Source organism: Knoellia sp. AC549 (assembly GCF_979258975.1).
In genome coordinates this window covers 2,527,934-2,553,687 of record NZ_OZ409890.1, presented here as the reverse complement: position 1 = coordinate 2,553,687, position 25,754 = coordinate 2,527,934, and the positions used below count along the sequence as shown (strand labels likewise).

The following is a 25,754-nucleotide window of genomic DNA, read 5'->3' as shown; positions in this document are numbered from 1 at the left end:
CCCTTCGCAGCAACACTGCTGTTCGCCGCAGTCCCATCCGCGCTTCGCGCGCTGAGCGCACTGCGCGCTCCCGCCAGGCCCAGCCAGCGGCGAACAGCAGTATTGCCGCTCATCCCCCCAGCGCGGGGTCGGGTTGGGCTCCTGGGTGGCGGACGGCGGCTGCTCCTGCTGCGAGGGCGGCCTGCAGGGCGGCCTCTCGGTCGGCGCCGGTGGCGAGGGCTGCTGCGAGGGCGCCGCAGAAGGCGTCTCCGGCTCCGGTGGTGTCGGCGACCTCGGCCAGTGGGACGTCATGGGCGGGGGCGGTGTCGCCGTCCCAGGTGACGCCGTTCGCGCCGAAGGTGACGAGGAGGGACCGGGGCTCGGCACCGGACTCGGCGAGCGCGACCATCTCGTGCTCGTTGGCGACCACGGGGTCGGCGAGGGCGACGACGTCGGGCGGGAGGGCGGCATACGGCGCCGTGTTGATGACGACCCGCGCGCCGAGGTGCGCCGCGCGACGGGCGGCAGCACAGACCACCGTGAGCGGCACCTCGAGCTGGAGCAGGAGGACGTCGCCGGGACCGAGCGCGTCGACCGCATAGATCTCGGTGTGGTCGAGCGCGTCGTTGGCTCCGGGGATGACGATGATGGTGTTCTCACCGCGGTCGTCGACGGCGATGAGGGCGTGGCCGCTGGGCTCGCCGGGGACGGTGCGGATCCGGGAGACGTCGATCCCCCTCTGGCGCAGGCGTTCGACGTAGGCCGCGCCTCCGCTGTCGCCGCCGACGCACCCGACCATGAGCACCTCGGCCCCGGCGGCAGCGGCGGCGACGGCCTGGTTGGCTCCCTTGCCGCCGGACAGCCGCTCGAGGCCCTCGCCGAGCAGGGTCTCTCCGGGGCTGGGGTGGCGTTCGACGCGGGTGACGAGGTCGACGTTGAGCGACCCGAAGACCATGACCCGTCCCATCAGCGGGCACTCCTGACCGTGTCGAGCCAGAGCCCGGCGATGCGGGGCCCGTCGATCTCGAGGGCGACGTCGACGTGCGCGTGGGCCAGCCCATGAGGGTCGTGGTCCATGTCGCCGGTCCAGTCGCGGGTGTCGACGATGGTGCGGCCCCGGGTCCAGGTGCCGGCCAGCTCGACCCGGACGGGCAGCCGCTCGGTCCGGACGGCACCGGGATCGAGGAGCAGGGCCACCGCACCGGCGTCGCCGATCGAGGCACTGCCACGGTCGAAGCGCCGGCTCATGAAGCGGATCAGGCCCGCACCGAGGGCGCCCGGTCCACGCTCGTCGAGGGCGGCGAGCTTATCGGCTTCGGCAAGGGTGACCTGGGGTGCGTAGAAGACGTCGAGGCCGTACATCGTGACCGGCACGTGGTGGTCGACGCTCGCGTCGAGCACGACGGCCGTGGCCTCGGGGTCGTGGAAGACGTTGAACTCCGCCGAGGCCGTCGCGTTGCTCACCATCGCACCGCCTCCCATGAAGACGATGCGACCGATCCTGGCGAACGACTCGGGATACATGCGCGCGAAGAGCGCGATGTTGGTCATCGGAGCCAGCGGCACCAGCGTGACGGGGGTGCCCTCGGCGGCCGCGGCATCGACCGTCTCGCGCAGCAGGTCGACCGCGTGGCGCGGGTCGACGACGCCCTGCGGTGCGGGCCAGCCGAGGTCGGCCATCCCGTCGTCACCGTGGACGTGACGGGCATCAACCGGTCGCTCCAGGAGCGGGTGCGAGGCACCGGCACCGACCGGGACGGAGGTCGCGTCGCAGGCCTCGAGCACGGTGAGGGTGTTGCGGAGGACATCGGGCAGCGGGGCGTTCCCGCCGACACAGGTGACGGCGCGCAGGTCCAGGTCGGGGTGCAGGGTCGCCAGGAGCAGGGCGCAGGCGTCGTCCACTCCGGTGTCGACGTCGAGGATCACGGGGAGGGCCATGGAGCGAGGGTATGCCGTGGGTCGGCTAGCGTCGTCGGGTGACTTCACGCTCCACGGCCATTGTCCGACCCGGCTTCGCCGCCGCCGTCTCGATCGCTCTGGCGGGCGCCCTCGCCGCCGGCTGCTCAGGTGGCGGGACCCCCGAGGACTCCCCGTCGACCGGCGCAGGCTCGCGCAGTCCGTCCGGGGCCACCACGCCCGCCAGCACCCCCTCGTCGCCGTCGGCCAGCGCGTCCGAGACCTCCAGCCCGTCCCCGTCGGGCGAGGCGACCGACGTCAGCGCCTGCGCCCGCCAGACGGCGGATGCGCTGACCGAGGAGCAGGCGCTCGGGCAGCTCCTCATGGTCGCCTTCGACACCGCGGCCACCCGCACCGCGCTCGACGGCCTCATCGCCGACCATCACATGGGCAACGTCATCTACCTGGGTGGATGGGACGGCGCGGCCCGGGTCAGGGAGACCAGCGCACACCTCCAGGCGCAGGCGACGGACGACGCGACGGCCGGCATACCTCTGCTTCTCGCCGCCGACCAGGAAGGTGGCGAGGTGCGCCAGCTGCGTGGTGAGGGCTTCTCCAAGGTGCCTTCGGCCAAGGTCCAGGCACAGATGTCGTCGAGCGAGCTCACCGCCGCCGCCAAGGGCTGGGCCGGCGAGCTCAAGGCGGTCGGGATCAACGTCAACCTCGCCCCCGTGACCGACACCGTGCCAGCCGAGATCGGTCGTGGCAACGAGCCGATCGGCAAGTTCGCCCGTCAGTACGGCTCCACCCCGGCCACGGTCGAGAAGGCGTCGACAGCGTTCCTCAGGGGCATGATCGAGGGCGGGGTCATGGGCACGGTCAAGCACTTCCCCGGCCTGGGTCGGGTCGAGAACAACACCGACTTCAACACCACCGGCATCACGGACTCCGTTGCCACGAGAGATGACCCGTTCCTCGCCCCCTTCACTGCCGGGGTCAAGGCGGGCGCGGGCCTGGTCATGGTGAGCTCGGCGCGCTATCCGGGGCTGGACCCCTCCAGGACCCAGGCCATGTTCAGCAAGCCGATCATCACGGACCTGCTGCGGGGCCAGCTCGGGTTCGACGGGGTCGTCATCACCGACGACATCAACGCCAAGGCCGTCCGATCCATCCCCGCCGCACGACGGGCCACGACCTACATCGAGGCAGGGGGCGACATCCTGCTCACCGGCGATCCCGAGTCGGTCCCGGCGATGACCCAGGCCCTTGCGGACAGGGCCCGCGCCGATGAGGGCTTCGCGACGCTCGTCGACGCCTCGGTGCTGCGCGTCATCGCGCTCAAGGAGCGGATGGGCCTCGTCACCTGCGGCTGAGCTCAGTTCTGGACCTGCGTGACCGGCATCGACGAGTCGGCGGGCAGGTCGAGGCGCGACGCGTCCCGACCCTTGAGCACCATCTGGGCACCGAGTGCGGCGACCATGGCGCCGTTGTCGGTGCACAGCCCGGGGCGCGGCACGCGCAGCTCGATCCCCGCAGCATCGCAGCGCGACTGGGCCATGGCCCGAAGGCGGGAGTTGGCCGCCACCCCACCGCCGATCTGCAGGTTCTCGGCACCCTGCTCCCGACAGGCGAGCACCGCCTTGCGAGTGAGCACGTCGACGATGGCCTCCTGGAAGGACGCGGCCACGTCGGCGACGGGCACCGCCTCCCCCGCCGCCTGCTTGGCCTGCACCCACCGCGACACCGCGGTCTTGAGGCCCGAGAACGAGAAGTCGAAGCGGTGGCGCTCCATGTCGCGCCCCGTGGTCAGACCGCGCGGGAAGTCGATGGTGACCTGACCGTCGCGCGCCATCCGGTCGATGTGCGGACCGCCGGGGAACGGCAGCCCCAGCACCCTGGCCACCTTGTCGAAGGCCTCACCCGCCGCGTCGTCGATCGTCGAGCCGAGGCTGCGGATGTCGCTCGTGACGTCGGGGACGAGCAGCAGGGACGAGTGCCCACCTGAGACGAGCAGGGCCATCGTCGGCTCCGGCAGTGGCCCGTGCTCGACGATGTCCACGGCGACGTGTGACGCGAGGTGGTTGACGCCGTAGAGCGGAATGCCGAGGGACAGCGCCAAGGCCTTGGCCGACGCCACCCCCACCATGAGCGATCCCGCCAGCCCCGGACCTGACGTCACCGAGATGGCATCGAGGTCACGCAGCTGCACGCCCGCCTCGCGGCAGGCCCGCTCGATCGTCGGCACCATCTCCTCGAGGTGTGCGCGACTGGCGACCTCGGGCACGACCCCGCCAAAACGTGCGTGGTCGTCGACACTGCTCGCGACAGCGTCGACGAGCAGGGTCTCGCCGCGGACGATGCCCACCCCGGTCTCGTCGCACGACGTCTCGATGCCGAGGACGAGGGGCTGTTCGACACTCATGAGCCAGTTCCGTTCTGTGCCAACATCTTGCGCATCACCAGGGCGTCCACGTTGCCCGGTTGGTAGTAGCCGCGACGGACCGTGAGCACGGCGTAGCCCCGTCGGTCATAGAGCGCCCGCGCCGGCGCGTTGTCGGCCCGCACCTCGAGCATCAGGGCCTCGCCTCCGGCTGCTGCCGCGCGCTCCTCGAGCTCGTCGAGCAGGGCTGCACCCAGCCCGGACCCTCGGTGCGCGGGTGCGACCGTGATCGTCATGAGGTCCGCGACCTGTCCGCCGTGGTCGAGACCGGCGTATGCCGCCAGCTTCCCTTCGCGGTGCACGACGACGTAGTCACGGCGCGGCCGACCCGCGAGCTCACCCCACCAGGACGCCTCGCTCCAGGCGTCGTTGGGGAAGGCCTCGGTCTCGAGCGCGACGAGGTCGGGGATGTCGGTCCAGGCCAGCCCACGCAGCCCGGTCAGCACGGCAGCAGTCATGCGCGCGCCGCTCGCTCGGCCGAGGTCAGCGCATCGGGGCGACGCAGGTAGAGCGGCTCGACCGGCATCGGTTCGCCCGCCCGGATCCGGGCCACGGCCACTCGCCCCAACACGGCGGCGTCGACGTCGAGGACGGGCAGCGCCCGGGGGAACAGCTCCGGGTAGAGCCCCGGGCCGCGCCCGACCACGGGCAGTGAGCGGACCTCGTCCGGGAGGTCCGCGGGCCGGTCGACTGCCGGATCGGTGAGCCGGTCGACGACACCGGAGCGGACGGCATACCGGGCCCAGTAGACCTCCTTGCGGCGAGCGTCGGTGGCGACGAGCAGCTCACCGTCCACCAGCGCGGCAGCCTGCGTCGCAAGGACGTCGAGACCGCAGACACCGTGGACAGGAACCCCGAGGGCGTGACCCATCGTCAGGCCGGTGACCATGCCGACGCGCAGACCGGTGAACGGCCCGGGGCCGACACCGATCGCCACGCCGGTCAGGTCGGCGGGTCGCTTCCCCGCATCCGTCAGGCAGGACGCGATGAGGGGGGCGAGCCACTCGGTGTGGGCACGGGCGTCGAGGTGGAGCTCGCCGCCACCGCCCGGGTCTCGTCGTGCAGGGCGACCGTGATCGCCGAGGTCGAGGTGTCGATGGCGAGGATCAGCACGGCGGGCCAGCCTTCCAGCGCTCGCCGTGTCCGGTGACGACGGCGGTTCGGGACTCGGTCGCGGGATCGGCCTCGAGGGTGACCTCGAGCCTGTCGTCGGAGAGCTCCTCGGCCAGTCCGTGGCCCCACTCGACGACGGTGACGCTCTCGTCGAGCGAGGTGTCGAGGTCGAGGTCGTCGAGCTCGGCGAGCCCACCAAGGCGGTACGCGTCGACGTGCACGAGTGCCGGGCCGTCCCCGAGCGAGGGGTGGACCCGGGCGATGACGAAGGTCGGCGAGGTGATCGGGCCACGGACCTCCAGACCCTCCGCAAGGCCCTGCGTGAGGGTGGTCTTGCCGGCGCCCAGACCCCCGGTGAGGATGACGAGATCGCCCGCCCGCAGGCCGGCTGCGAGGGCCACGCCGAATGCGCGGGTGTCGTCGGCCGTCAGGAGCCGCCGTCCGGTCACGACGTGACCTTGCGCTTGCGCTTGCTCTTGCTGTCCGACTTCGCCTCGGCCCGGGCCCTGCGCACCTGAGAACCCTTCGCGATGTCGATGACCTTGCGACGCACCCGCGGTCGGTCGCCGGTCGAGCCCGCAGCGGCACCGGCCTCGGCCCGGCCGATGAGGGCGAGGACCTGTCCGGTCACGAGCTCGGGGTGCTCGAGCATGATGAGGTGGCCGGAGTGCTCGACGACGACGTGCTCGGACCCTGGCAGCCGTTCGACGATCTCCTCGCTGCGAGCCGGCGGAGTGAGGAGGTCCCCGGTGCCGTTGACGACGAGCACCTGCTTGTCGAGGAGCGAGGCCAACGCCTCGTGCTCGTCGTGCCGCCGGAGGACCGGGAGGAATGCCGCCATGACCTCGAGCGGAGTCGCGAGGATGAGCTCGGCGGCGAAGCGCACGGTCTGCTCACTCACCGGCGAGTCGAACGAGAACCTGTCGACGAGCACGTTCTCGACGTTGCGGCCGAGCCGCCGCACCGGTGCGAGCCACCTCTGGTGTGGCGCCAGGCGTGACAGCACCCGCGGACCCGCCTGCCCGATGGTGCGACCGAACAGTGATCCCATCCCCAGCTCGGTCAGTCCCTCTCCCCCCGCGGCGGTCGCGATGAAGGCCACGGCCAGGACGCGGTCCCGCACGAGCTCGGCGTGGAGCCGGGTGAAGGCCATGGTCGTCATGCCACCCATCGAGTGACCGACGAGGACGAGGGGCCCCTCCGGGCAGGTGGCGTCGATGACGGCACGCAGGTCGTGGGCGAGCTGGTCCATGGTGCAGTGCTCGAGGTCGGAGACCTCGGACCTCCCGTGGCTGCGCTGGTCCCAGAGGACGACGCGGTATCCCGCCTCGACGAGGGCCCGACGCTGCAGCACCCACCCGCGCAGGCTGAGGCAGAAGCCGTGCGACAGGACGATGGTCGGCAGGGCGGGGTCGAGGTCGGCGGGAGTGTCGACCTCGACGTGCAGGTTGAGACCGTCCGTCGCGATGACCTTGAGCTCCAGGTCGGCCGTGTGCTCGAAACCACCGGTGGGGTCGAGTGCGCTCAGCCGGCGCCTGCCCGCGGCAGCACGGTCGGCAGCCACTCCGGCCGCTGCGGCGCCCGCAGCCGCGGCTGCTGCCGCGCCGAGTCCGACCGCCCTGCCCACGCCGCCCATCAGGCGCCGCCTACGACGAAGACCCGCGGCAGCCGGTCGCTCATGCGCGTGACGATCTCGTAGTTGATGGTGTCGATCGCCGAGGCCCAGTCCTGCGCGGTGGGCTCGCCGTCGACCCCACGCCCGAGGATGACGACCTCGTCACCGGCACCGCCGGCATACTCCGCTCCCAGGTCGAGCACGAACTGGTCCATGCAGACTCGTCCGGCGACGGTGAGGCGACGGTCGCCGACCCTGACCGGTCCGACGTTGCCGGCGTGCCGCGGGATGCCGTCGGCATAACCGACCGGGACGAGGCCGAGCACGGTGTCGTGGGGAGTCGTGTAGACGTGGCCGTAGCTCACGCCCTGTCCGGCCGACGCCTTCTTGACCAGGGCCAGTCGTGCGGTCACCCGCATCGCCTCGCGCAGGCCGAAGTCGTGCGGTGCGCCGAGGTCCGGCACCGGCGAGAGGCCATAGACCGCCAGTCCGGGGCGGACGACGTCGAAGTGGGCCTCGGAGTTGGTGAGCGTGGCGGCGGAGTTGGCGAGGTGCCTCAACGGCGGGCGTATGCCGGCTCGCTCGAGCTCCGCTGCCGCCTCCACGAAGCGTTCGCGCTGCGCCAGGACGGTGGGGTGCTGGGGGGCGTCGGCGAGGGCGAAGTGCGACCAGACGCCGATGACCTCGACGGCGCCCTCTGCGACGACGGGCCCGAGCGCGGCCACGAGGTCGGTCCAGCCCTGGCCCAGGGCGCCGTTGCGCGCGAGGCCGGTGTCGACCTTGACGTGGATGCGGGCGGTGCGGCCGCACTCGCGCGCGGCCGAGACGACGGCGTCGAGTGCCCAGGGCGCCGAGACCGAGATGTCGATGTCGGCGTCGATGGCCGCGCCGAAGTCGACCCCGGGCACATAGAGCCAGGTGAGCAGCGGGGTCGCGACGCCGGCGGCCCGCAGCTGCAAGGCCTCGCGCAGCTGGGCGACGGCGAGCCAGGTCGCTCCACCGGCGACGGCCGCGCGGGCACTCGGCACGAGCCCGTGCCCGTAGGCGTCGGCCTTGACGACGGCCATGACCTCGGCACCGGGTGAGCGGCGGTCGAGCTCCCGGACGTTGTCGGAGATCGCGTCGAGGTCGATCGTCACCCACGCCGACGCGCCCTCGGGCGGCGTGGCGGAGACGGGGGCGGCTGGCGTGGTCATGAGGCGGTCAAGTCTAGGCGGGCGGCGCCCGCGCTCACCTTCGGGTGAGCAGGTGCGCCACTGCCTCGGGTATGCCGTGTGCCACCCGGAGCGCTCGCACCGGACCTCCCGCGCTGGCCCGGTCTGCGGCGACACCGTGGACGAGGGCCCCGAGCGCGCCGGCGTCGGCCGGGTCGAGACCTGCGGCGAGGAGGGTGCCCATCAGCCCGGCGAGCACGTCGCCGGCGCCGGCGGTCGCCAGCCAGGGGGGCGCGTCGGCCTGCGAGCGCACGGGTTCGCCCGGGTCCGCAGGCACGACGAGGGTCGTGAAGCCCTTGAGCAGCACCGTCATGCCGGTGCGCTCGGCGAGGGCCCGGGCGTGGCGGAGTGGCTCGGCCTCGACGGAGGATCGCTCGACGGTGACGCTCTTGCGCGAACGGCGACCCGCGCCGAGACGGGTGAGCAGGGTCGCGAGCTCGCCGGCGTGGGGGGTGAGGAGGGTTGGCCGACCGCGGCGTGACTCGACGACGTCGTCGTCGAGGAGGTCGAGCCCACCCGCGTCGACGAGGACGGGCTGCTCCCCCGCGAGTGCTGCCCGGGCGACGTCGAGCTGAGTCGTCGCGTCGCGCCGGGTCGACGTGACGTCGAGCCCGGGTCCGACGACCCACGCCTGGACCCGACCTTCACCGTGGACGGCCTCGGGGACGGCGGCACGGACGAGCCCTTCGGGCGTGGGCGTGCCGACGTAGCGCACCATGCCCGCACCCGCCTCGACAGCAGCCGTGACGGCGAGAACCGCTGCGCCCGAGTAGTTCTCACCACCGGCGACGATCCCGACGACGCCGCGGGAGTACTTGTCGTCGTCCGGCCCCGGCACCGGCCAGGCTTCCGCGACGTCGTCGAAGGTGAGGCGGACGACGGCCGGCCCGGTGTCGAAGGTCAATCCGATGTCGACGACCGTGAGGGCGCCACAGGCCTGCTCGGTCGGGGGCAGCAGGTGGACGGGCTTGGCCACCGAGAAGGTCACGGTCTCGTCTGCAAGGACCCCGTCGGGGTCGAAGGCGGTGCCGTCGGCGGCCTGCCCGGAGGGCAGGTCGACGGCGATGACGTGCGCGTCGTCAGGGATCGCCGCGACCCAGGACGCCGCGACAGCGGGCAGACCCGGGCGACCTCCGAGGCCGACGATGCCGTCGAGGACGATGTCGGCCTCGGCGATGCTCTCCAGCGCCTCGGCCCCGGACACGAGCACGACCCCGGCCTCCCGCGCTGCCTCGAGCGCCCCCTCGTGCACGCGCGAGGGGTCCAGTGCCGCAGCGCAGCTCACGCCGGACTCGGCGAGCTGCGCCACGGCATACAGGGCGTCTGCTCCGTTGTTCCCGCCGCCCACGAGGGCGACGACCGTCTCGGCGTCCAGCTGCGAGACGCGAGCGGCCACGACCTCGGCGAGTCCCTCGACGGCTCGGGCCATGAGCTCCCCGGAAGCCAGCTCGTGCTCGAGAGCCGCCTCGGCGGCATACACGTCCTCGGGCGACCAGGCCTCGATCACAGGGGCTTCCTCAAGACTCGGCGATGACGATGGCGGAGGCGATCCCCGCGTCGTGGGACAGGGACACGTGCATGCGCTCCACGCCCAGCTCGGCGGCGCGCGCGGCAACCGTGCCGGTCATCTCGATGCTCGGTCGGCCGGTCTCGTCGCGGACGACGGTGGCGTCGGTCCAGGCGAGGCCGACGGGCGCTCCGAGTGCCTTGGCCAACGCCTCCTTGGCGGCGAACCGTGCTGCGAGAGAGCGCATCGGCAGTCCCCGCTCGCTCTCGGTGAAGAGGCGGGTGAGCAACCCCGGCGTGCGCTCGATCGTCTCGGCGAAGCGCGCGATGTCGACGACGTCGATCCCGGTGCCGACGATCACGTCACTCGACCGTGACGCTCTTGGCGAGGTTCCGCGGCTGGTCGACGTCGAGGCCCTTGGCCGTCGAGAGGTGAAGGGCGAAGACCTGGAGCGGCACCACGGTGAGCAGCGGCTGGAGCAGCGGTGAGGTCTGCGGGACGCGGATGACCTCGTCCGCGAACGGCACGACGTCCTCGTCACCCTCCTGCGCGATGACGATGGTGCGGGCGCCGCGGGCGCGGATCTCCTGGATGTTGGAGACGACCTTCTTGTGCAGGTCGTGGGGGCTGTCGGGGCCCGGCACGACGACGAAGACCGGGAGGCCCGGCTCGATGAGTGCGATCGGGCCGTGCTTGAGCTCGCCCGCGGCGAAGCCCTCGGCGTGGATGTAGGCGAGCTCCTTGAGCTTGAGCGCGCCCTCCATGGCGACGGGGAAGCCGACGTTGCGGCCGAGGAAGAGCACCGAGCGGGTGTCGGCCATGAAGCGGGCGATCTCCTGGACCCGGTCCATCGTGCCGAGGAGCTCCTCGATCTTGGCGGGGACCTCGTGCAGCTCCTTCATCACGGCCTGCGCGTCGTCGGCGAAGGTGCCACCGCGCAGCTGCGCGAGATAGAGGCCGAGGACGTAGCAGGCGGTGATCTGGGCGAGGAAGGCCTTGGTCGAGGCGACCGCGATCTCGGGTCCGGCGTGGGTGTAGAGGACGGCGTCGGACTCGCGCGGGATCGTCGAGCCGTGCGTGTTGCACACCGAGATCGTCAGGGCGCCGAGCTCGCGGGCGTGCTTGACGGCCATGAGCGTGTCCATGGTCTCGCCGGACTGGCTGATCGAGACGACGAGGCTGCGCTCGTTGACGATGGGGTCGCTGTAGCGGAACTCGTGCGCGAGCGTCACCTCGACGGGGATGCGGGTCCAGTGCTCGATGGCGTACTTCGCGACCATGCCGGCGTAGGCGGCCGTGCCGCAGGCGACGACGGTGATGCGGTCGACGTTGCCCAGCTGCTCCTCGCTGATGCGGAGCTCGTCGAGGACGAGGGCGCCGCTCTCGTCGGTGCGACCCAGGAGGGTGTCGCCGACGGCGTGCGGCTGGTCGAAGATCTCCTTCTCCATGAACGTCGCGTAGCCGCCCTTCTCGGCGGCAGCGGCGTCCCAGGTGACCTCGTAGGCCTTGCCCTCGGCAGGCGCGCCGTCGAAGCCGATGACCTCGTGGCGCTCGGGGGTGATCGTGACGATCTGGTCCTGCCCGAGCTCGAGGGCGTGCCGGGTGTAGCCGATGAAGGCGGCGACGTCGGAGCCGAGGAAGTTCTCGCCCTCGCCGAGGCCCACGACGAGCGGGCTGTTGCGGCGGGCGCCGACGACGACTCCCGGCTGGTCGGCGTGGACGGCGAGGAGGGTGAACGCACCCTCGAGACGGTTGACGACCACCTGCATGGCCTTGGTGAGGTCACCGGTCTCGTCGAAGGCGCGCCCGACGAGCTTGGCAGCGACCTCGGTGTCGGTCTCGCTGAGGAAGTCGACGCCCTGCGCCAGGAGCTCCTTCTTGAGCGAGTGGAAGTTCTCGATGATGCCGTTGTGGATCAGGGCGAGCTTGCCGTCGTCACCACCGTGGTGCGGGTGGGCGTTGCCGTCGGTCGGACCACCGTGCGTGGCCCACCTCGTGTGGCCGATGGCCGTCCGCGACCCGGCGAGCGGCTGTGCCTCGATGGCGCCCCGGAGGTTCTCGAGCTTGCCGGCCCGCTTCTCGGAGCGGATGCCACCGTCAGTGACGAGGGCGATGCCGGCCGAGTCGTAGCCGCGGTACTCCAGGCGAGCCAGCCCCTCCATGACCACGCTCTCGGCGCGCTCATCCATGGCACTGCCGACGTATCCGACGATTCCGCACATGGCCGCAAGCGTAATGGCTGGGGTCGCGCGCCCCGAACCGCAGCGCCGCGCACCACCCCCCGCGTATGCCGCCCGCGGATGCCGCCGTAGGCCACAATGGCGCGCGTGCCTGCCACGCCCGTAGTGCCTCCGTCCGGGTCCGAGCCGACGGTCTCCGTGCCGTCGCCCTACCTCGACTTCACCCGCGACGACTGGGCGGCGCGGCGAGACAACCACCCGTTGAGCCTCACCCCCGCTGACATCGCCCGGGTGAGAGGGCTCGGCGACCGGGTCGACCTGCGCGAGGTGGAGCAGGTCTACCTCCCCCTGTCGCGGCTGCTCGCCTTCTACGTCAACGCGACCGCCGGGTTGCACCGGGTCACGACCGACTTCCTCGGCGACCGGCCGGCCAAGGTGCCGTTCGTCATCGGCATCGCCGGATCCGTCGCGGTCGGCAAGTCGACGACGGCACGCGTGCTGCGTGAGCTGCTGCGCCGCTGGCCGCAGACGCCGCGCGTGGACCTCATCACGACGGACGGCTTCCTACGACCGAACGCCGACCTCGAGGCCCGAGGGCTGCTGCAGCGCAAGGGGTTCCCCGAGTCCTATGACCGGCGTGCCCTCCTCCGCTTCGTCGCAGACGTGAAATCGGGTATGCCGGGTGTCGTCGCGCCGGTCTACTCGCACCTCACCTACGACATCGTCCCCGGGGCCGAGATCGTCGTGGACCAGCCTGACGTGCTCATCGTCGAGGGCCTCAACGTGCTCCAGCCAGCGACGGTGCGCTCGGACCGCCGCACCCGTCAGGTGCTCTCGGACTACTTCGACTTCTCGGTCTACGTCGACGCCCCCGTGGACCAGCTGCGCACGTGGTACGTCGAGCGTTTCCTGCGGCTGCGCGAGACGGCCTTCGCGGACCCGGAGTCGTACTTCCATCGCTACGCGGCGCTCACCGACGCCGAGGCACGCGAGACCGCCGCCGGGATCTGGGAGCGGATCAACGAGCCGAACCTGCTGAGGAACGTTCTCCCCACGCGCGATCGGGCCACTCTGGTGCTGACCAAGGGCGCCGACCACGCGGTGACCAACATCCGCCTGCGTCGTCTCTGAGCCGGCCCGGGGCCGTGCTCAAGGACAGGGCAGGTCAGCTCCCGGTCGAGCAGGGTCTCGGTCCCGGCCGCGACGACCGCGGTGTCGGTCGTGACCGCGAGGCAGTCGTAGCCCCGTTCGCGGAGGACGCGAGCCCGCTCGGGGGTCCCTGCGAAAGCAGCGACCCCGATGCCCGCTCTCTCGGCGGCGCGTCGCACCGTCGACAGGGGCCCGTCGGCGTCGGCGAGCAGGTCGTCCACCGAGGTCCCCAGCGAGAGCGCCAGGTCGAAGGGGCCGACGAAGAGGAGGTCCACGCCGGGGACGGCGGCGATGGCGTCGACGTTCGACAGGGCGAGCTCGGACTCGACCATGACGGCCACCTGCGTTCCCGACTGCTCCGGACCGGGCGCCTGCTGACCCCACAGCGGTGCCAGTGGCCCCCAGCTGCGGTGCCCCGTCGGCGGGTAGTGCGCGGCCGCCACCGCGAGGCGCGCATCGTCGACCGTGTCGACGAGGGGGACCACGACGGTCGACGCGCCGACGTCCAGGGCGAAGCCGATGTCGCCGGCATCCACCCGGGCCACCCGCACCGCGAAGGAGTGCCCGTCGGCGCTCAGGGTCCGGCCCACCTCGAGCAGGGCACGGCGGTCGAACTCACCGTGCTGGGCGTCAAGGGCGACCCAGTCGGCAGCAGAGCGCGCAAGCAGGCCGACGACCGCCGGGCTGCTGACCGAGCACCAGATGCCGCTGGAGCCGGACGCGAGTGCGCCCATGACTCAGTACCAGTGGGGGAAGCGGTCGTTCCAGAACTCCCACGCGCCACAGGGCGTGCCGTAGGACTGCTTGATGTAGTCCAGGCCCCACTTGATCTGGGTGACCGGGTTGGTGCGGTAGTCGGCGCCCGCGCTCGCCATCTTGCGCGCCGGCAGGCTCTGCGGGATGCCGTAGGCACCCGATGACGGGTTCTCGGCGGTGTAGTCCCATGAGCTCTCGCCCTCCCACAGGAGGTTGAGGCAGTTCCACTGGCGCTCGCTCGAGAAGCCGTAGTCGGACATCAGCGCTCGCGCGGCCGAGCGGGGATCGGCCTGGGCGCCGGCGATGAGCGATGCCCGCTGCTTGTCACGAGCGGCCTTCTGGGCTGCGGCGACACGCGCCTTGGCCACCTCCGCAGCCTTGGCCCGAGCGACCTTGGCGGCGGCGTCAGCCTTGGCCTTGGCGGCCTTGGCCGCGGCGTCGGCCCGGGCCTTGGCCTCGGCCTGCGCCTTGGCATCGAGCGCGGCACGCTGCGCGTTGACTCCGGCCCGCTCGCTCGAGATGCGCGAGCTGTCGGCGAATCTCTCCTTGGCGGCGGTCGCGGCCTGGCTCATCGCGGCGGCGCTGAGGGTGAACGGCTCCGAGTCCGCGACGGCGTCGTTGCTGCCAACCCCGACCGCTCCGGTGCCCAAGAGAGCGAGCGCCAACCCAGCCGTCACGGCTGGACGACGCGCGACACCGAGCGCCCGCGTCAGAGGTCCCTCGGATGGACGGGCGTGGCGCCCGCGGTGGGTTCCGCGGTACCTGCTCATACGGGGGCGTTCCTTCCAGAGATCACGACGGTGACGGCAGACGCACAACAGCCCGGCTGACGGGGCAGTCGGGCTGCGTTACCAAATCGAGACCAATTTACGCGATGCCGCGCCGATGGCCAAACCGGGCCCTCTGGGCTGGACGAGGTCGGGCAGCCCAGCACGACAGCCGGGTATGCCGCCCGCTCGGGTGAGCGGACGGCATACCGACGTGTCGAGCCTGAGGGCTCGCGGGCCTCAGAGGTCCCCGTGCTCCTGCTCGAGCAGGTCTGTGACGAGGGCGGCGATGGGGCTGCGCTCGCTGCGCGTCAACGTGACGTGGGCGAAGAGCGGGTGGCCCTTGAGCTTCTCGATGACCGCGGCGACGCCGTCGTGCCGACCGACCCGGAGGTTGTCGCGCTGGGCCACGTCGTGCGTCATGACGACCTTGGAGTTCTGGCCGATCCGGGAGAGGACCGTGAGGAGGACGTTGCGCTCGAGCGACTGGGCCTCGTCGACGATGACGAAGGCGTCGTGGAGCGAGCGGCCGCGGATGTGGGTCAGTGGCAGGACCTCGAGCATGCCGCGGTCGAGGACCTCCTCGACGACCTCGCGCGAGACGAGCGCCGACAACGTGTCGAAGACCGCCTGGCCCCACGGGTTCATCTTCTCCGACTCCGAGCCGGGCAGGTAGCCGAGCTCCTGGCCGCCCACGGCATACAGGGGTCGGAAGACGACCACCTTGCGCTGCTGCCGGCGCTCCATGACGGCCTCGAGGCCGGCGCAGAGGGCCAGGGCCGACTTGCCGGTCCCTGCACGGCCACCGAGGCTGACGATGCCGATGTCGGGGTCGAGCAGGATGTCGAGGGCGATGCGCTGCTCGGCGCTGCGACCGTGGAGGCCGAAGGCGTCGCGGTCACCCTTGACCAGCCGCACCTGCTTGTCGGCGCCGACCCGACCCAGGCCGCTGCCCCGGGGCGAGAGCAGCTTGAGACCGGTGTGGCAGGGCAGCTCGGCCGCGCCGAGGTGCTCGAGGCGGCCGTACTCGTAGAGGTGGTCCATCTCCTCGACGCTCACGTTGACCTCGGACATGCCGGTCCAGCCCGAGTCGACCGCGAGCTCGGCGCGGTACTCCTGGGCCTCCATGCCACAGGCCGAGGCCTTGACCCGCATCGGCAGGTCCTTGCTGACGATCGTGACGAGGCGCCCTTCGTTGGAGAGGTTCTTGGCGACCGAGAGGATGCGGGTGTCGTTGTCGCCCAGTCGGAACCCGGCGGGCAGCGACGACGGGTCGGTGTGGTTGAGCTCGACCCGCAGGGTGCCACCCTCGTCGCCGACGGGCACCGGGGCATCGAGCCGGCCGGCCGTGATCCGCAGGTCGTCCAGCAGCCGCAGCGCCGTGCGGGCGAAGAAGCCCAGCTCGGGGTGGTGCCGCTTGCCCTCCAGCTCGGTGATCACGACGATCGGCAGGACGACCTCGTGCTCCTTGAACCGCAGGATCGCGCGGGGGTCGGAGAGCAGGACCGAGGTGTCGAGGACATAGGTCCGGTTCTCCGGCTCCTCGACGTCCAGGTGACCCGTGATCGTGGTGTCGGCGGCGTCCGGTTCGGTCGCCCCCGTCCCGCTCGTGCGCTGGCGCTGCCGGGTGTTCCCGGCGGTGGTCGTCGGGAAGGCTGCGGTGGAACGCGAGGGTGTGGCCACGGCGGGGCTCCTAGGCGCGCACGATCATGAGGTGCGCTGACTCGAAGGTGTGGATCCCGGTCGGCCCACTGCCACGAGCAGGGAGCCGGGACCGGTCCCTCCCGTCGGAGCCGTGGTGTGCTCCATGCGATGGACCTCCCGAAACACGTCGGGTGACGTGCTACTCGCGACGCTACGACCGGGTCACCCTCAACAGCCCCACGCACGGTCGGCGTGTCGAGGTGTTCACCCGGCCTTCACGTGGCTCGCGTGACTCACGGGACAGGCGTGACGGGTGCGACGGAAGTGAGCACTTCACCGCGGCGGATCAGGCGGCGGATCAGGCGCCGAAGCGGCGCTGTCGCTCGCCGTACGCCCGCAGCGCCCGCAGGAAGTCGACCTTGCGGAAGTCGGGCCAGTAGGCCTCGCAGAAGTAGAACTCGGAGTGGGCGCTCTGCCAGAGCAGGAAGCCACCGAGCCGCTGCTCCCCCGACGTGCGGATGACGAGATCCGGGTCGGGCTGCCCCTTGGTGTAGAGGTGGTCGGCGATGTGCTCGACGTCGAGGATCTCGGCCAGCTCCTCGATGCTCGTGCCGCGGTCCGCGTGCTCAAGGAGCAGGGAGCGCACGGCGTCGGCGATCTCGCGACGGCCGCCGTACCCGACGGCGATGTTGACGAGCAGCCCCTCCACGTCGGCCGTGCGGGCCGCCGAGGCCTCGAGCCGCTCCCGGGTGGCGGTCGGCAGGAGTGAGAGGGCACCGACGGGGTGCAGCCGCCACTGTCGCGTGTCGGCGAGCTCGTCGACGGCTCGCTCGATGATGCCGAGCAGTGGGCGCAGCTCGGACTCGGCGCGACTGAGGTTGTCGGTCGAGAGGAGCCACAGGGTCACGACCTCGACCCCGACCTCCTCGCACCACGCCAGGAAGTTGGCGATGTTGTCGGCGCCGGCCTGGTGCCCCTCGCTGGTGCCGGCCCCCCGCGCCCTCGCCCACCGACGGTTGCCGTCGAGCATCACGCCGACGTGGCGGGGGACGCTCTCGGGAGGCAGGCGCTTGGTCAGTCGACGCTCGTATGCCGCATAGAGGACATCGGTGAGCGCCATGCGGTCACCGTACCGCTGGGCGCACGACGAGACGCAGACCACCTCCTCGCCCCGGAACCTACGCAGACGTAGGTATCGTTGAGCGGGTTATGGAACAGAGCCGTGAGCCCCGCACCATCGACGCCCTCGAAGAGCGCGTCGATGCGGTGCTCGAGGTCGTCAAGCCCAAGCTGCGCGGCTGGCTCCACCTCGCCATGGCCCCGATCGCCTTCATCGGTGGCCTCGTCCTCGTCGTCCTCGGTGACACGGTGCAGGCCAGGGCCTCGGCGGCCGTCTTCACCCTGACCGCCGTGCTCCTCTTCGCGATGTCGGCGGTCTACCACCGCGGCACGTGGTCACCGCGGTGGGGCACGGCGCTGAAGCGGATCGACCACTCCAACATCTTCCTCATCATCGCCGGCAGCTACACGCCGTTCGCCCTGCTGCTCCCGCGCGACCAGGCGACCACACTGCTCGCGGTCGTCTGGGGTGGGGCTCTCCTCGGGGTCGCTTTCCGCCTCGTGTGGATCCACGCCCCGCGCTGGCTCTACGTGCCCGTCTACGTCGCGCTCGGGTCGGTCGCCGTCTTCTTCCTCGGCCCGCTACTTCGCCACGCCGGGACCACGGTCGTGACCCTGGTCATCGTCGGTGGGGCGCTCTACACGCTCGGCGCCATCGTCTACGGGATCAAGCGACCCAACCCGTCTCCCCGGTGGTTCGGGTTCCACGAGATCTTCCACACCCTGACGATCCTCGCGTTCATCGTCCACTACATCGCCGCGTCCATCGCGCTCTACGACCGGGCCTGAGGCGCCGGTCGCTGCCTCCGTGGCCTTCTGGCGATAGGACATCCGGCGCATCCGCGCGTTCATGTTGCGCATGAGCAGCCACAGCGCGATCGCGAGGAAGAGGAACGCGGCGAACGCCCAGAGCCCAGGTGCCGCCTGCTGGCTCGGCGTGCCCTCGGTCGCCGTGCTCGGGCTCGGACTGGGCGTCACCGAGATCGGGAGCAGGACGACCTCGGTCAGCATCGACATGATCATGCGGTGCGCTCCTTGCGTCCGTCGTGCGCGATCGTGAGGGTCCCGGACGTCGCGAGCGCATCCGCCTCGGTCACGTCAGCGGGGATCCCGGCGAAGAGGTCGTCCTCACCCTCCGCGATGGGGATGAAGGACAACCCGGCCTCGTAGTCCTCCCACGGCCAGACCCGCGCCTGTTCCTCGCGGGAGACCTTGAAGAAGTTGCCGTCGGGGTCGACCTGGGTCGCGTGGGCGAGCAGCGCCTCGTCGCGCCGGTCGAACCACTCGTCGCACCTGATCCGCGTGGTGATCTCACGCTCACGCGCGGGGTCCCAGTTCTCCAGCCACGCGGCATACGGGCTCTCCTCACCGAGAGCGGTGAGCGCCTCGTGGAAGGCGACCACGCGACCACGGCTGAACGTCTGGTTGTAGTAGATCTTGAGGGGCTGCCACGGCTTCCCTGCACTGGGGTATGCCGTGGGGTCACCGGCCGCTTCGAACGCCGCCATCGACACGGTGTGGCACATGATGTGGTCCGGGTGGGGGTAGCCACCGTTCTCGTCGTAGGTCGTCATGACGTGAGGTCGGAAGCGCCGGATCTCGCGCACGAGGGCCTCGGCCGTGACCTCGACCGGCTCGAGGGCGAAGCAGCCCTCGGGCAGCGGCGGCAGGGGGTCACCCTCGGGCAGGCCCGAGTCGACGAAGCCGAGCCAGGTGTGCTGGACGCCGAGGATCTCCTGGGCGCGCTTCATCTCGTCGCGACGCACCTGGGCGAGGTCACGCAGGATGTGCGGGTCGTCGGCCAGCTTCGGGTTGAGCACGTCTCCGCGCTCGCCGCCGGTGCACGACACGACGAGGACGTCGTGCCCCTCGTCGACGTACTTCGCCATGACAGGCGCACCCTTGCTCGACTCGTCGTCGGGGTGCGCGTGCACACACATGAGACGGAGGCGTTCTGCCACAGGGGGTCCTTCGAGATCGGTTCGGGCGCACAGGCGACAATGGGCTGAAATCATCTTCGCACTCACCGCCTCCGCCGCCACCTTCGACCCAGGACTCCGATGCCACTCCCCCGCCCTGCCCCCGGCACCGCCCGGTGGTGGGTCGTCGGCATCATCGGCAGCTCGGTCATGGTGGGGTTCATCGTGTGGTTCGCGCTCGCCTCGGCGAACGCGCTCGAGGCGGTCGTCACGACCTACGACGTGCAGAGCGACTCGGAGATGAGCGTGGGCTACGACGTGCACCGGCCCGACGGCGCCGCCGTGCGATGCACCATCGAGGCGCAGGACGTCCGGCACGGACGCGTCGGCACCGTCACCGACGACGTCCCGGCAGGAGCCGAGTCGGTGCACCGTGAGGTGACGGTGCGCACGAGCGCGCGAGCGGTCACGGGGGTCGTGTCCTCCTGCGTGCGCGTTCCCTGATCGCGGCCGCGCCCGCACGACGACGTGCTTTCCTGCAGGGACGTTGCTATCCTTGTCCTTTCCAGCAACGGGTCTGGGGCCACCGAACCGCATGAGGTTCAGCCCCGGGCCCTTTCACGTAGGACCATCACCCCCACGCCGCGGCGGCTTCCGTCGCCCCGGTCTGGGGCACCCGAGGAGTGAACTTCAGTGAGCGAGACCGTCGTCAAGACGAGCTACCTGACCCAGGAGGCGTTCGACCGCCTCAAGGCCGAGCTCGACGAGCTTTCCGGCCCGGGTCGTGCGGACATCGTCGCCAAGATCGAGGCCGCCCGCGAAGAGGGCGACCTCAAGGAGAACGGCGGCTACCACGCAGCCCGCGAGGAGCAGGGCAAGAACGAGGCCCGCATCCGCCAGCTCACCCAGCTGCTCGACCGCGCCATCATCGGTGAGACCCCTCCCGACGACGGCATCGTGGAGCCCGGCATGCTCGTCACCGTCGAGATGTTCGGCGACGAGGAGACCTTCCTCCTGGGTTCGCGCGAGATCGCCGACGGGTCCCTCACCGTCTACAGCGAGCAGTCGCCCATCGGCTCAGCCGTCAACGGCAAGAAGGCCGGCGACGAGACGAGCTACGAGGCGCCCAACGGCAAGCAGATCGACGTCAAGATCCTCTCGGCCAAGCCCTACACCGGCTGACCGGTTGATCTGACCCGAGAAGGGCGCTCCCCGTCACGGGGGGAGCGCCCTTCTCGCGTCCCCAACCGTCCAACCGGGTGAGCTCGGGACAGGTGTGTGGGGTGGCCGCGTCGTGGCTCGGGCTTCAGGCGTGCACTCCGTCGTGGATGACGGTGTAGCCCTTGGCACGCATGGCCACCAGGACGCGCTCGCAGTGCTCTGGACCACGGGTCTCGAGGCGCAGTGCGATCTCGACCTCGTCGACGTTGATCCGCGGCCCGGTGCGGATGTGCTCGATCTCGAGGATGTTGGCGTCGACCCCGGCGCAGTCGGCGAGGATCGCGGCCAGGGAGCCCGGGGTGTCCGGGACGCGCACCGAGAACTGGAGGTACCGACCGGCGGCGACGAGCCCGTGACGGATGATCCGCAGCATGAGCAGCGGGTCGATGTTGCCACCGGAGAGGACCGCGACGACCGGCCCCTCGATCTCGTCCGTGCCGGCGTTCTCAAGCAGCCAGCCGACCGCGGAGGCGCCGGCCGGCTCGACGACGAGCTTGGCGCGCTCGAGGATGAAGAGCAGCGCCCGGGACATGCCGCCCTCGCTCACCGTCTCGACGCTGTCGACGAGGTCACGCACCAGGGGGAACGTCACGTCGCCCGGCAACCCGACGGCGATGCCGTCGGCCATGGTCGACATCTTGCCTGCGGCCAGCGGGTGCCCCGCGGCCAGCGAGGCCGGGTATGCCGCGGCCTGCTCGGCCTGGACGCCGATGATGCGGACATCGGGCTTGAGCTCGCGCATGGCCACGGCGATGCCAGCGAGCAGGCCCCCGCCACCGAGCCCGACGACGATGGTCCTGACGTCGGGGCACTGCTCGAGGATCTCGAGTCCGCAGGTGCCCTGTCCCGCGACGATGTCGTCGTGGTCGAAGGGGTGGATGAGGACGGCTCCCGTCTCCTGCGCCCAGGCCCGGGCATGGACGAGGCTCTCGTCGAGGGTCTCTCCGACCTGCTCGATCGTGGCGCCGTAGGCCTTGGTCGCCTGCACCTTGGGCATAGGAGCGCGCACGGGCATGTAGACCTTGACCGCGATGCCGAGCATCTGGCCGGCGAGGGCGACGCCCTGCGCATGGTTGCCGGCGCTCGCGGCGACGACACCGCGGGCCTTCTCGTCAGGAGTGAGGTGGAACATCCGGTTGTAGGCGCCCCGGATCTTGAAGGATCCGGCCCGTTGGAGGTTCTCGCACTTGAGGTAGACGTCGGCACCGACTCGCTCCGACAGGCCGCGGTTGAACTCCATGGGTGTCGGAGCAATGACGGTGGACAGCAGGTCAGCGGCGGCGCGGATCTCGGCCACCGTCACCGACGACGATGTGGGTGTCATGGCGCGAGGGTATCGACCCCTGCGCCATCACCTGCCCCCGCCCGTGTGCATTGCTGCGGTGGGGCGGAGCAGTGCACACCTACGCTGTGCACTGCCTCGGTGGGGCGCAGCAGTGCACACTCACGCTGTGCACTGCCTCAGTGGGGCGCAGCAGTGCACACCCACGCTGTGCACTGCCTCAGTGGGGCGCAGCGTGCACACCCACGCTGTGCACTGCCTCGGTGGGGCGCAGCAGTGCACAGCGCTCATCGAGAGCACGGGAGGGCTGGTAGCGACCGGACGGGAAGGGACTGGTGGTGGAAGGAGTCTCAGTCGGTGGTGCGCTTGTTGAACGCCCGCACCGCCAACGGAGCGATGATCGCGGTGATCGCGAGCGACCAGATGATCGTGGCGAGCTCCGGGTTCTGGAGGGACCAGGGCGCATCGGCGCGCACCGACCCGCCGACCCCCCAGTTGTCGCGCATGGCCTGGGTGAGGGAGGAGATCGGATTCCACTCGGCGATGGTGCGCAGCCACGAAGGCATGGTCTCGGTGGGGGCGAAAGCATTGGAGAGGAAGGTGATCGGGAAAATCGTGGTGAACATCAACCCGTTGACCGCCTCGACCGAACGCATCGCCGAGCCGACCAGGATGCCGACCCAGATCATCGCGAAGCCGAAGAGCAGGAGCAGGCCGTAGCTGAGCAGACCCTTGAGGATCCCCTCATGGATCCGCCACCCGATGAACAGCCCGGTCACCGACATGACGGCGACGCCGATGCTCGAGTGGATGAGGGCGGCGATGGACCGGGAGACGAGGATCGAGGATCGCTGGATCGGAAGCGACCGCAGCCGGTCGACCATGCCCTTGCCGATGTCGGTGTTGAGCCCGATGGCGACGATGAACGCGCTGAACGCGATCGTCTGGGCCATGATCCCGGGCAGGAGCCACGGCTTGTAGTCCCCTCCCTGGACATTGATGGACCCCCCGAAGACGTAGGCGAAGAGCAGCACGAACATGATCGGCTGGATCGTCACGTCGGTGAGCATCTCGGGCTGGCGCTTGATGTGCGTGAGGTTGCGCCGGACCAGGGTCATGATCTGGCGGACCTGGCTTGCGCCACTGGGGCGTGGAGCGGTGCGGTCGAGGACCGCGGCTTCTGTGACGGCACTCATGCCGGCACCTCCTCCTGGTTGCTGGTCTCTTCTGCCTTGTGACCGGTGAGGGCGAGGAACACGTCATCGAGACTTGGTCGCTGCATGCCGAGGTCGTCGACCTCGATGCCGGCCTCATCGAGCTGGCCCGCGACGCGGGTCAGGGCGGCGACGTCCCCGCCCGGTGCCGTGAGCTTGCGGGCGTCGGCGTCGACATGGACGTCGCCGACGACTCCGCGGAGCAGCTCGGCCGCCTGGTGGACCTCGTCGTGGCGCGACACCGTCACGACCAGGCTGGCGGCGCCGGACTGGTTCTTGAGCTCGAGCGGCGTGCCCTGGGCGATGATCCTGCCCTTGTCGATGACGACGATGTCGTCGGCGAGCTGGTCGGCCTCGTCGAGGTACTGCGTCGTGAGCAGGAGGGTCGTGCCGTCTCGCACGAGGTCGCGCAGGACGTCCCAGAGCTCCACCCGGCTTCGGGGGTCGAGGCCGGTGGTCGGCTCGTCGAGGAAGAGGACCGGTGGGTGGGCGATGAGGCTCACCGCGAGGTCGATGCGTCGGCGCATGCCGCCCGAGTAGTCCTTGACGACCTTGTCGCCGGCATCGGTGAGCGAGAACTGCTCGAGCAGCTCGTCGGAGCGCTTGCGCACGAACCGGCGGTCCAGCCCGTAGAGGTCGCCGATGAGGCGAAGGTTCTCGCGCCCGGTGAGCAGGTCGTCGACGGTGGCGCTCTGCGCGGTGAGACCCATGCTGGCGCGGACGGCAGCAGGCTCCGTCACGACGTCATGGCCGGCGACCCGGGCCGACCCACTCGTGGGGTTGGCCAAGGTGGTCATCATCCGGACGGTCGTCGTCTTGCCTGCGCCGTTGGGCCCGAGCAGGCCGAAGACCGACCCCTTGGGCACCGCGAAGCTGACGTCGTCGACGGCGGTGAAGTCCCCGAACTTCTTGACGAGGTTCTCGGCCTCGATGACGTGCTCGATCATGAGCTCGTCCCGCCGCAGAGGCAGAACGGGTGACCGGCCGGGTCGAGGTAGACCTTGAAGCCGCCGTCCTCGCTCGGCTGGTGCTCGTGGACGGTCGCCCCTGCCGCCAGCACCGCGGGCTCGGCCGCTGCGATCTCGGGCACGGCGAGGTCGATGTGGAACTGCTGCGGGTGCGCAACTCCGGGCCACGTCGGCGGCGCCCAGTCGTCGATCCGCTGGAAGGCCAGCGTGGTGCGTCCATCGGGGCGATCGGCCGAGACACCGCCTCCCGGCGGCTCGAGGGTGGCCCAGTCGCGGTCGGAGGCGTCCTCGAGCTTCCCAGCCGAGGACCTCGCCATAGAAGCGAGCGAGCGCGAGGGCGTCGGGGCAGTCGAGGACGATGAGGTCGAGGATGGGTCGGACAGGAGCGGCGTCTTCACTCATGCCTGCGAGCGTATGACGGACCACCGACACCGCCCACCCCTTTTCCGGACCTTCCCTCTCAGGAGATGGTCAGGGCGAGGGCGCGCGCGGCCTCCGGGTGCGGGTCCGCGAGCAGACCGCAGGCGAAGAGCACGTATGCCGTGTCGACGCCTTGCGTTGCCGCGGCCGGCACCGTCCACCCGCCGGCGTGGTCACTCACCACCGCGCCGAGCACGCCACGGACCAACGCGTCCGGCCCGTGGCGCAGCACGCCGCCCGACCCGAGGACCAACCCGACGTCGGCAAGCGGTCGCGGCCGGTCACCGGAGACGCGCGAGCGCCCGTGCCGACGCGCGGCCACGACCGCGGCGACGCGGGCCACCTCGGTCTCGTGCTCCCACTCCCCCGGCGTCGCGGCCCGGTGACCGGTCTCGGAGGCCACGCGGGCGGCATACGCCGCAGTGTCGGACGACAGCGCGAGGTGCTCGCGCTCGGCCGCCTCGACGATGCCGAGGGCGTTCCACCGCATGCCGAGGTCGGCCTCGACGGTGCGTTCGTGCCACATCGAACCGGCGACGTCGCGCTCGATCTCGGCGTCCTCACCCTGGGGCCTGAGCACCGAGTAGACGTCGGTCGTCGCGCCGCCGATGTCGATGACCATGACGTCCTCGCCCCGCACGTCGGCGAGCAGCTCCACTCCCCGGAGGACGGCGTCGGGCGTGGCCGCACGCACGAGCTCGGCGAACCCGCGACCGCGCGACAGGCCCTTGCCGCCGATGACGTGCTCGAGGAACGCCGCCCGGATTGCCCCGCGGGCGGCATCCGGGGCGATGACCCCGATCCGGGGCAGCACGTTGCTCGTGACGCTGTGACGCCGACCGGTGCGGGCCAGGTCGGCCGACACCTCCTGGGCGACGGCGGCATTGCCCGCCACGACGATCGGCATCGTCACGCGAGCACCGGATAGGCGAGCTGCATTGTGCCGCAACACATCTGCGTTGCCACCGTCCGTCCCACCGACAAGCAGGACGAGGTCGGGAGCGGCGGCACGCAGCTCGCGCACACCATCACCGGTGAGCGCTCCCGACGAGACGTGCACCACGCGCCCGCCTGCCGACAGCGCCACCCGGTGCCCGGCCTCGGCCGTCACCTCACGCTCGTAGCCCACCACCGCGATGCGCAGCCCGCCGCCTGCGGACGAGCACACGAGGGTCTCGGTGACGGGTCCGTGGCAGGCGAGCTCACGGCATACCTCGTCGACTCCGTCCATGACGTCGGTCCCGACCGTGGTCGGGGATGACGCCGCACCCACCAATGTCCCCGACGACACGTCGACGAGGACAGCCTTGGTGAAGGTCGAACCCACGTCGACGCACAGGACGCGAGACAC

General features: G+C 71.0%; 26 protein-coding genes and 1 pseudogene. 5 read left to right on the top strand and 22 right to left on the bottom strand.

All coding sequences use genetic code 11. The features are described 5' to 3' along the window. Nucleotides 1-109: 109 nt before the first annotated feature. Nucleotides 110-946, bottom strand: a complete 837-nt coding sequence (locus tag ACZZ98_RS12510; protein WP_463516541.1) for a PfkB family carbohydrate kinase — start codon at nucleotides 944-946, stop codon at nucleotides 110-112. Next, nucleotides 946-1,917 carry a nucleoside hydrolase gene (locus ACZZ98_RS12505; RefSeq protein WP_463516540.1) on the bottom strand — a complete coding sequence of 324 codons (972 nt, stop codon included), beginning with the start codon at nucleotides 1,915-1,917 and terminating at the stop codon, nucleotides 946-948. The genes ACZZ98_RS12510 and ACZZ98_RS12505 overlap by 1 nt, the downstream gene beginning before the upstream one ends. A gap of 38 nt (nucleotides 1,918-1,955) precedes the next feature. Here ACZZ98_RS12505 and ACZZ98_RS12500 point away from each other — a divergent pair, with 38 nt between their 5' ends. Next, a complete protein-coding gene (locus ACZZ98_RS12500) occupies nucleotides 1,956-3,248 on the top strand; it encodes a glycoside hydrolase family 3 N-terminal domain-containing protein (RefSeq protein WP_463516539.1) in 1,293 nt (430 codons plus the stop codon). Between the two features lie 2 nt (nucleotides 3,249-3,250). Here ACZZ98_RS12500 and tsaD read toward each other — a convergent pair whose 3' ends face one another. Genes tsaD through glmS form a run of 10 tightly spaced genes read right to left on the bottom strand, consistent with a single transcriptional unit; the run spans nucleotide 3,251 to nucleotide 11,986 of the window. After that, the gene (tsaD, locus tag ACZZ98_RS12495) at nucleotides 3,251-4,297 is read right to left on the bottom strand and encodes a tRNA (adenosine(37)-N6)-threonylcarbamoyltransferase complex transferase subunit TsaD (protein WP_463516538.1); all 1,047 of its coding nucleotides are present in this window, start codon (nucleotides 4,295-4,297) and stop codon (nucleotides 3,251-3,253) included. Then, entirely contained in the window at nucleotides 4,294-4,773 is a 480-nt protein-coding gene (rimI, locus tag ACZZ98_RS12490; RefSeq protein WP_463516537.1) for a ribosomal protein S18-alanine N-acetyltransferase, read from the bottom strand. The genes tsaD and rimI overlap by 4 nt, the downstream gene beginning before the upstream one ends. After that, nucleotides 4,770-5,291 (bottom strand): tRNA (adenosine(37)-N6)-threonylcarbamoyltransferase complex dimerization subunit type 1 TsaB, encoded by a 522-nt coding sequence (gene tsaB, locus ACZZ98_RS12485; RefSeq protein ID WP_463517777.1) that lies wholly within the window; start codon nucleotides 5,289-5,291, stop codon nucleotides 4,770-4,772. The genes rimI and tsaB overlap by 4 nt, the downstream gene beginning before the upstream one ends. After that, complete coding sequence (locus ACZZ98_RS12480) at nucleotides 5,288-5,428, bottom strand: hypothetical protein (protein WP_463517828.1); 141 nt, start codon at nucleotides 5,426-5,428, stop codon at nucleotides 5,288-5,290. Before ACZZ98_RS12480 ends, tsaB begins: the two co-directional genes overlap by 4 nt. After that, nucleotides 5,422-5,877 carry a tRNA (adenosine(37)-N6)-threonylcarbamoyltransferase complex ATPase subunit type 1 TsaE gene (gene tsaE / locus ACZZ98_RS12475; RefSeq protein WP_463516536.1) on the bottom strand — a complete coding sequence of 152 codons (456 nt, stop codon included), beginning with the start codon at nucleotides 5,875-5,877 and terminating at the stop codon, nucleotides 5,422-5,424. Before tsaE ends, ACZZ98_RS12480 begins: the two co-directional genes overlap by 7 nt. Next, complete coding sequence (locus ACZZ98_RS12470; protein ID WP_463516535.1) at nucleotides 5,874-7,064, bottom strand: alpha/beta fold hydrolase; 1,191 nt, start codon at nucleotides 7,062-7,064, stop codon at nucleotides 5,874-5,876. Before ACZZ98_RS12470 ends, tsaE begins: the two co-directional genes overlap by 4 nt. Then, nucleotides 7,064-8,239: an alanine racemase gene (gene alr / locus ACZZ98_RS12465; RefSeq protein WP_463516534.1), complete on the bottom strand. Its 1,176-nt coding sequence runs from the start codon at nucleotides 8,237-8,239 to the stop codon at nucleotides 7,064-7,066. The genes ACZZ98_RS12470 and alr overlap by 1 nt, the downstream gene beginning before the upstream one ends. A gap of 34 nt (nucleotides 8,240-8,273) precedes the next feature. Then, on the bottom strand, nucleotides 8,274-9,764 hold the full coding sequence (locus ACZZ98_RS12460; protein WP_463516533.1) for a bifunctional ADP-dependent NAD(P)H-hydrate dehydratase/NAD(P)H-hydrate epimerase: 1,491 nt from the start codon (nucleotides 9,762-9,764) through the stop codon (nucleotides 8,274-8,276). Nucleotides 9,765-9,774: 10 nt separating this feature from the next. Next, on the bottom strand, nucleotides 9,775-10,125 hold the full coding sequence (locus ACZZ98_RS12455) for a holo-ACP synthase (RefSeq protein WP_380087611.1): 351 nt from the start codon (nucleotides 10,123-10,125) through the stop codon (nucleotides 9,775-9,777). Nucleotide 10,126: 1 nt separating this feature from the next. After that, nucleotides 10,127-11,986 (bottom strand): glutamine--fructose-6-phosphate transaminase (isomerizing), encoded by a 1,860-nt coding sequence (gene glmS, locus ACZZ98_RS12450; RefSeq protein WP_463516532.1) that lies wholly within the window; start codon nucleotides 11,984-11,986, stop codon nucleotides 10,127-10,129. Between the two features lie 96 nt (nucleotides 11,987-12,082). Between glmS and coaA the strand changes: the two genes are divergently transcribed. Further along, on the top strand, nucleotides 12,083-13,075 hold the full coding sequence (gene coaA, locus ACZZ98_RS12445) for a type I pantothenate kinase (RefSeq protein WP_463516531.1): 993 nt from the start codon (nucleotides 12,083-12,085) through the stop codon (nucleotides 13,073-13,075). A gap of 83 nt (nucleotides 13,076-13,158) precedes the next feature. Here coaA and ACZZ98_RS12440 read toward each other — a convergent pair. From ACZZ98_RS12440 to ACZZ98_RS12425, 4 genes and pseudogenes are all read right to left on the bottom strand, one after another. Next, a pseudogene (locus ACZZ98_RS12440) lies at nucleotides 13,159-13,827 on the bottom strand (HpcH/HpaI aldolase family protein); the annotation flags it as partial. Between the two features lie 3 nt (nucleotides 13,828-13,830). After that, nucleotides 13,831-14,619 (bottom strand): aggregation-promoting factor C-terminal-like domain-containing protein, encoded by a 789-nt coding sequence (locus ACZZ98_RS12435; protein ID WP_463516530.1) that lies wholly within the window; start codon nucleotides 14,617-14,619, stop codon nucleotides 13,831-13,833. A 237-nt stretch (nucleotides 14,620-14,856) separates the two neighbouring features. Next, entirely contained in the window at nucleotides 14,857-16,182 is a 1,326-nt protein-coding gene (locus ACZZ98_RS12430) for a PhoH family protein (RefSeq protein WP_463517776.1), read from the bottom strand. 436 nt (nucleotides 16,183-16,618) lie between these two features. Then, nucleotides 16,619-17,380 carry an isoprenyl transferase gene (locus ACZZ98_RS12425; RefSeq protein ID WP_463516529.1) on the bottom strand — a complete coding sequence of 254 codons (762 nt, stop codon included), beginning with the start codon at nucleotides 17,378-17,380 and terminating at the stop codon, nucleotides 16,619-16,621. A gap of 89 nt (nucleotides 17,381-17,469) precedes the next feature. Between ACZZ98_RS12425 and trhA the strand changes: the two genes are divergently transcribed. Next, complete coding sequence (gene trhA / locus ACZZ98_RS12420; RefSeq protein WP_463516528.1) at nucleotides 17,470-18,168, top strand: PAQR family membrane homeostasis protein TrhA; 699 nt, start codon at nucleotides 17,470-17,472, stop codon at nucleotides 18,166-18,168. 230 nt (nucleotides 18,169-18,398) lie between these two features. Here the strand turns inward: trhA and mca are convergent, their stop codons facing one another. Next, a complete protein-coding gene (gene mca, locus ACZZ98_RS12415) occupies nucleotides 18,399-19,340 on the bottom strand; it encodes a mycothiol conjugate amidase Mca (protein ID WP_463516527.1) in 942 nt (313 codons plus the stop codon). A 99-nt stretch (nucleotides 19,341-19,439) separates the two neighbouring features. Between mca and ACZZ98_RS12410 the strand changes: the two genes are divergently transcribed. Then, the gene (locus ACZZ98_RS12410; RefSeq protein WP_463516526.1) at nucleotides 19,440-19,802 is read left to right on the top strand and encodes a DUF4307 domain-containing protein; all 363 of its coding nucleotides are present in this window, start codon (nucleotides 19,440-19,442) and stop codon (nucleotides 19,800-19,802) included. Nucleotides 19,803-19,991: 189 nt separating this feature from the next. Then, a complete protein-coding gene (greA, locus tag ACZZ98_RS12405) occupies nucleotides 19,992-20,480 on the top strand; it encodes a transcription elongation factor GreA (protein WP_380087596.1) in 489 nt (162 codons plus the stop codon). A 124-nt stretch (nucleotides 20,481-20,604) separates the two neighbouring features. Here greA and ilvA read toward each other — a convergent pair whose 3' ends face one another. From ilvA to ACZZ98_RS12380, 5 genes are all read right to left on the bottom strand, one after another. Beyond that, nucleotides 20,605-21,843, bottom strand: coding sequence for a threonine ammonia-lyase (gene ilvA, locus ACZZ98_RS12400; protein WP_463516525.1), 1,239 nt, complete (start codon nucleotides 21,841-21,843; stop codon nucleotides 20,605-20,607). A gap of 308 nt (nucleotides 21,844-22,151) precedes the next feature. After that, complete coding sequence (locus tag ACZZ98_RS12395) at nucleotides 22,152-22,997, bottom strand: ABC transporter permease (protein WP_463516524.1); 846 nt, start codon at nucleotides 22,995-22,997, stop codon at nucleotides 22,152-22,154. Continuing rightward, a complete protein-coding gene (locus tag ACZZ98_RS12390) occupies nucleotides 22,994-23,962 on the bottom strand; it encodes an ATP-binding cassette domain-containing protein (protein WP_463516523.1) in 969 nt (322 codons plus the stop codon). Before ACZZ98_RS12390 ends, ACZZ98_RS12395 begins: the two co-directional genes overlap by 4 nt. Then, a complete protein-coding gene (locus ACZZ98_RS12385) occupies nucleotides 23,959-24,300 on the bottom strand; it encodes a VOC family protein (RefSeq protein ID WP_463516522.1) in 342 nt (113 codons plus the stop codon). Before ACZZ98_RS12385 ends, ACZZ98_RS12390 begins: the two co-directional genes overlap by 4 nt. A 143-nt stretch (nucleotides 24,301-24,443) precedes the next feature. Next, nucleotides 24,444-25,754: a glutamate mutase L gene (locus ACZZ98_RS12380; RefSeq protein WP_463516521.1), complete on the bottom strand. Its 1,311-nt coding sequence runs from the start codon at nucleotides 25,752-25,754 to the stop codon at nucleotides 24,444-24,446.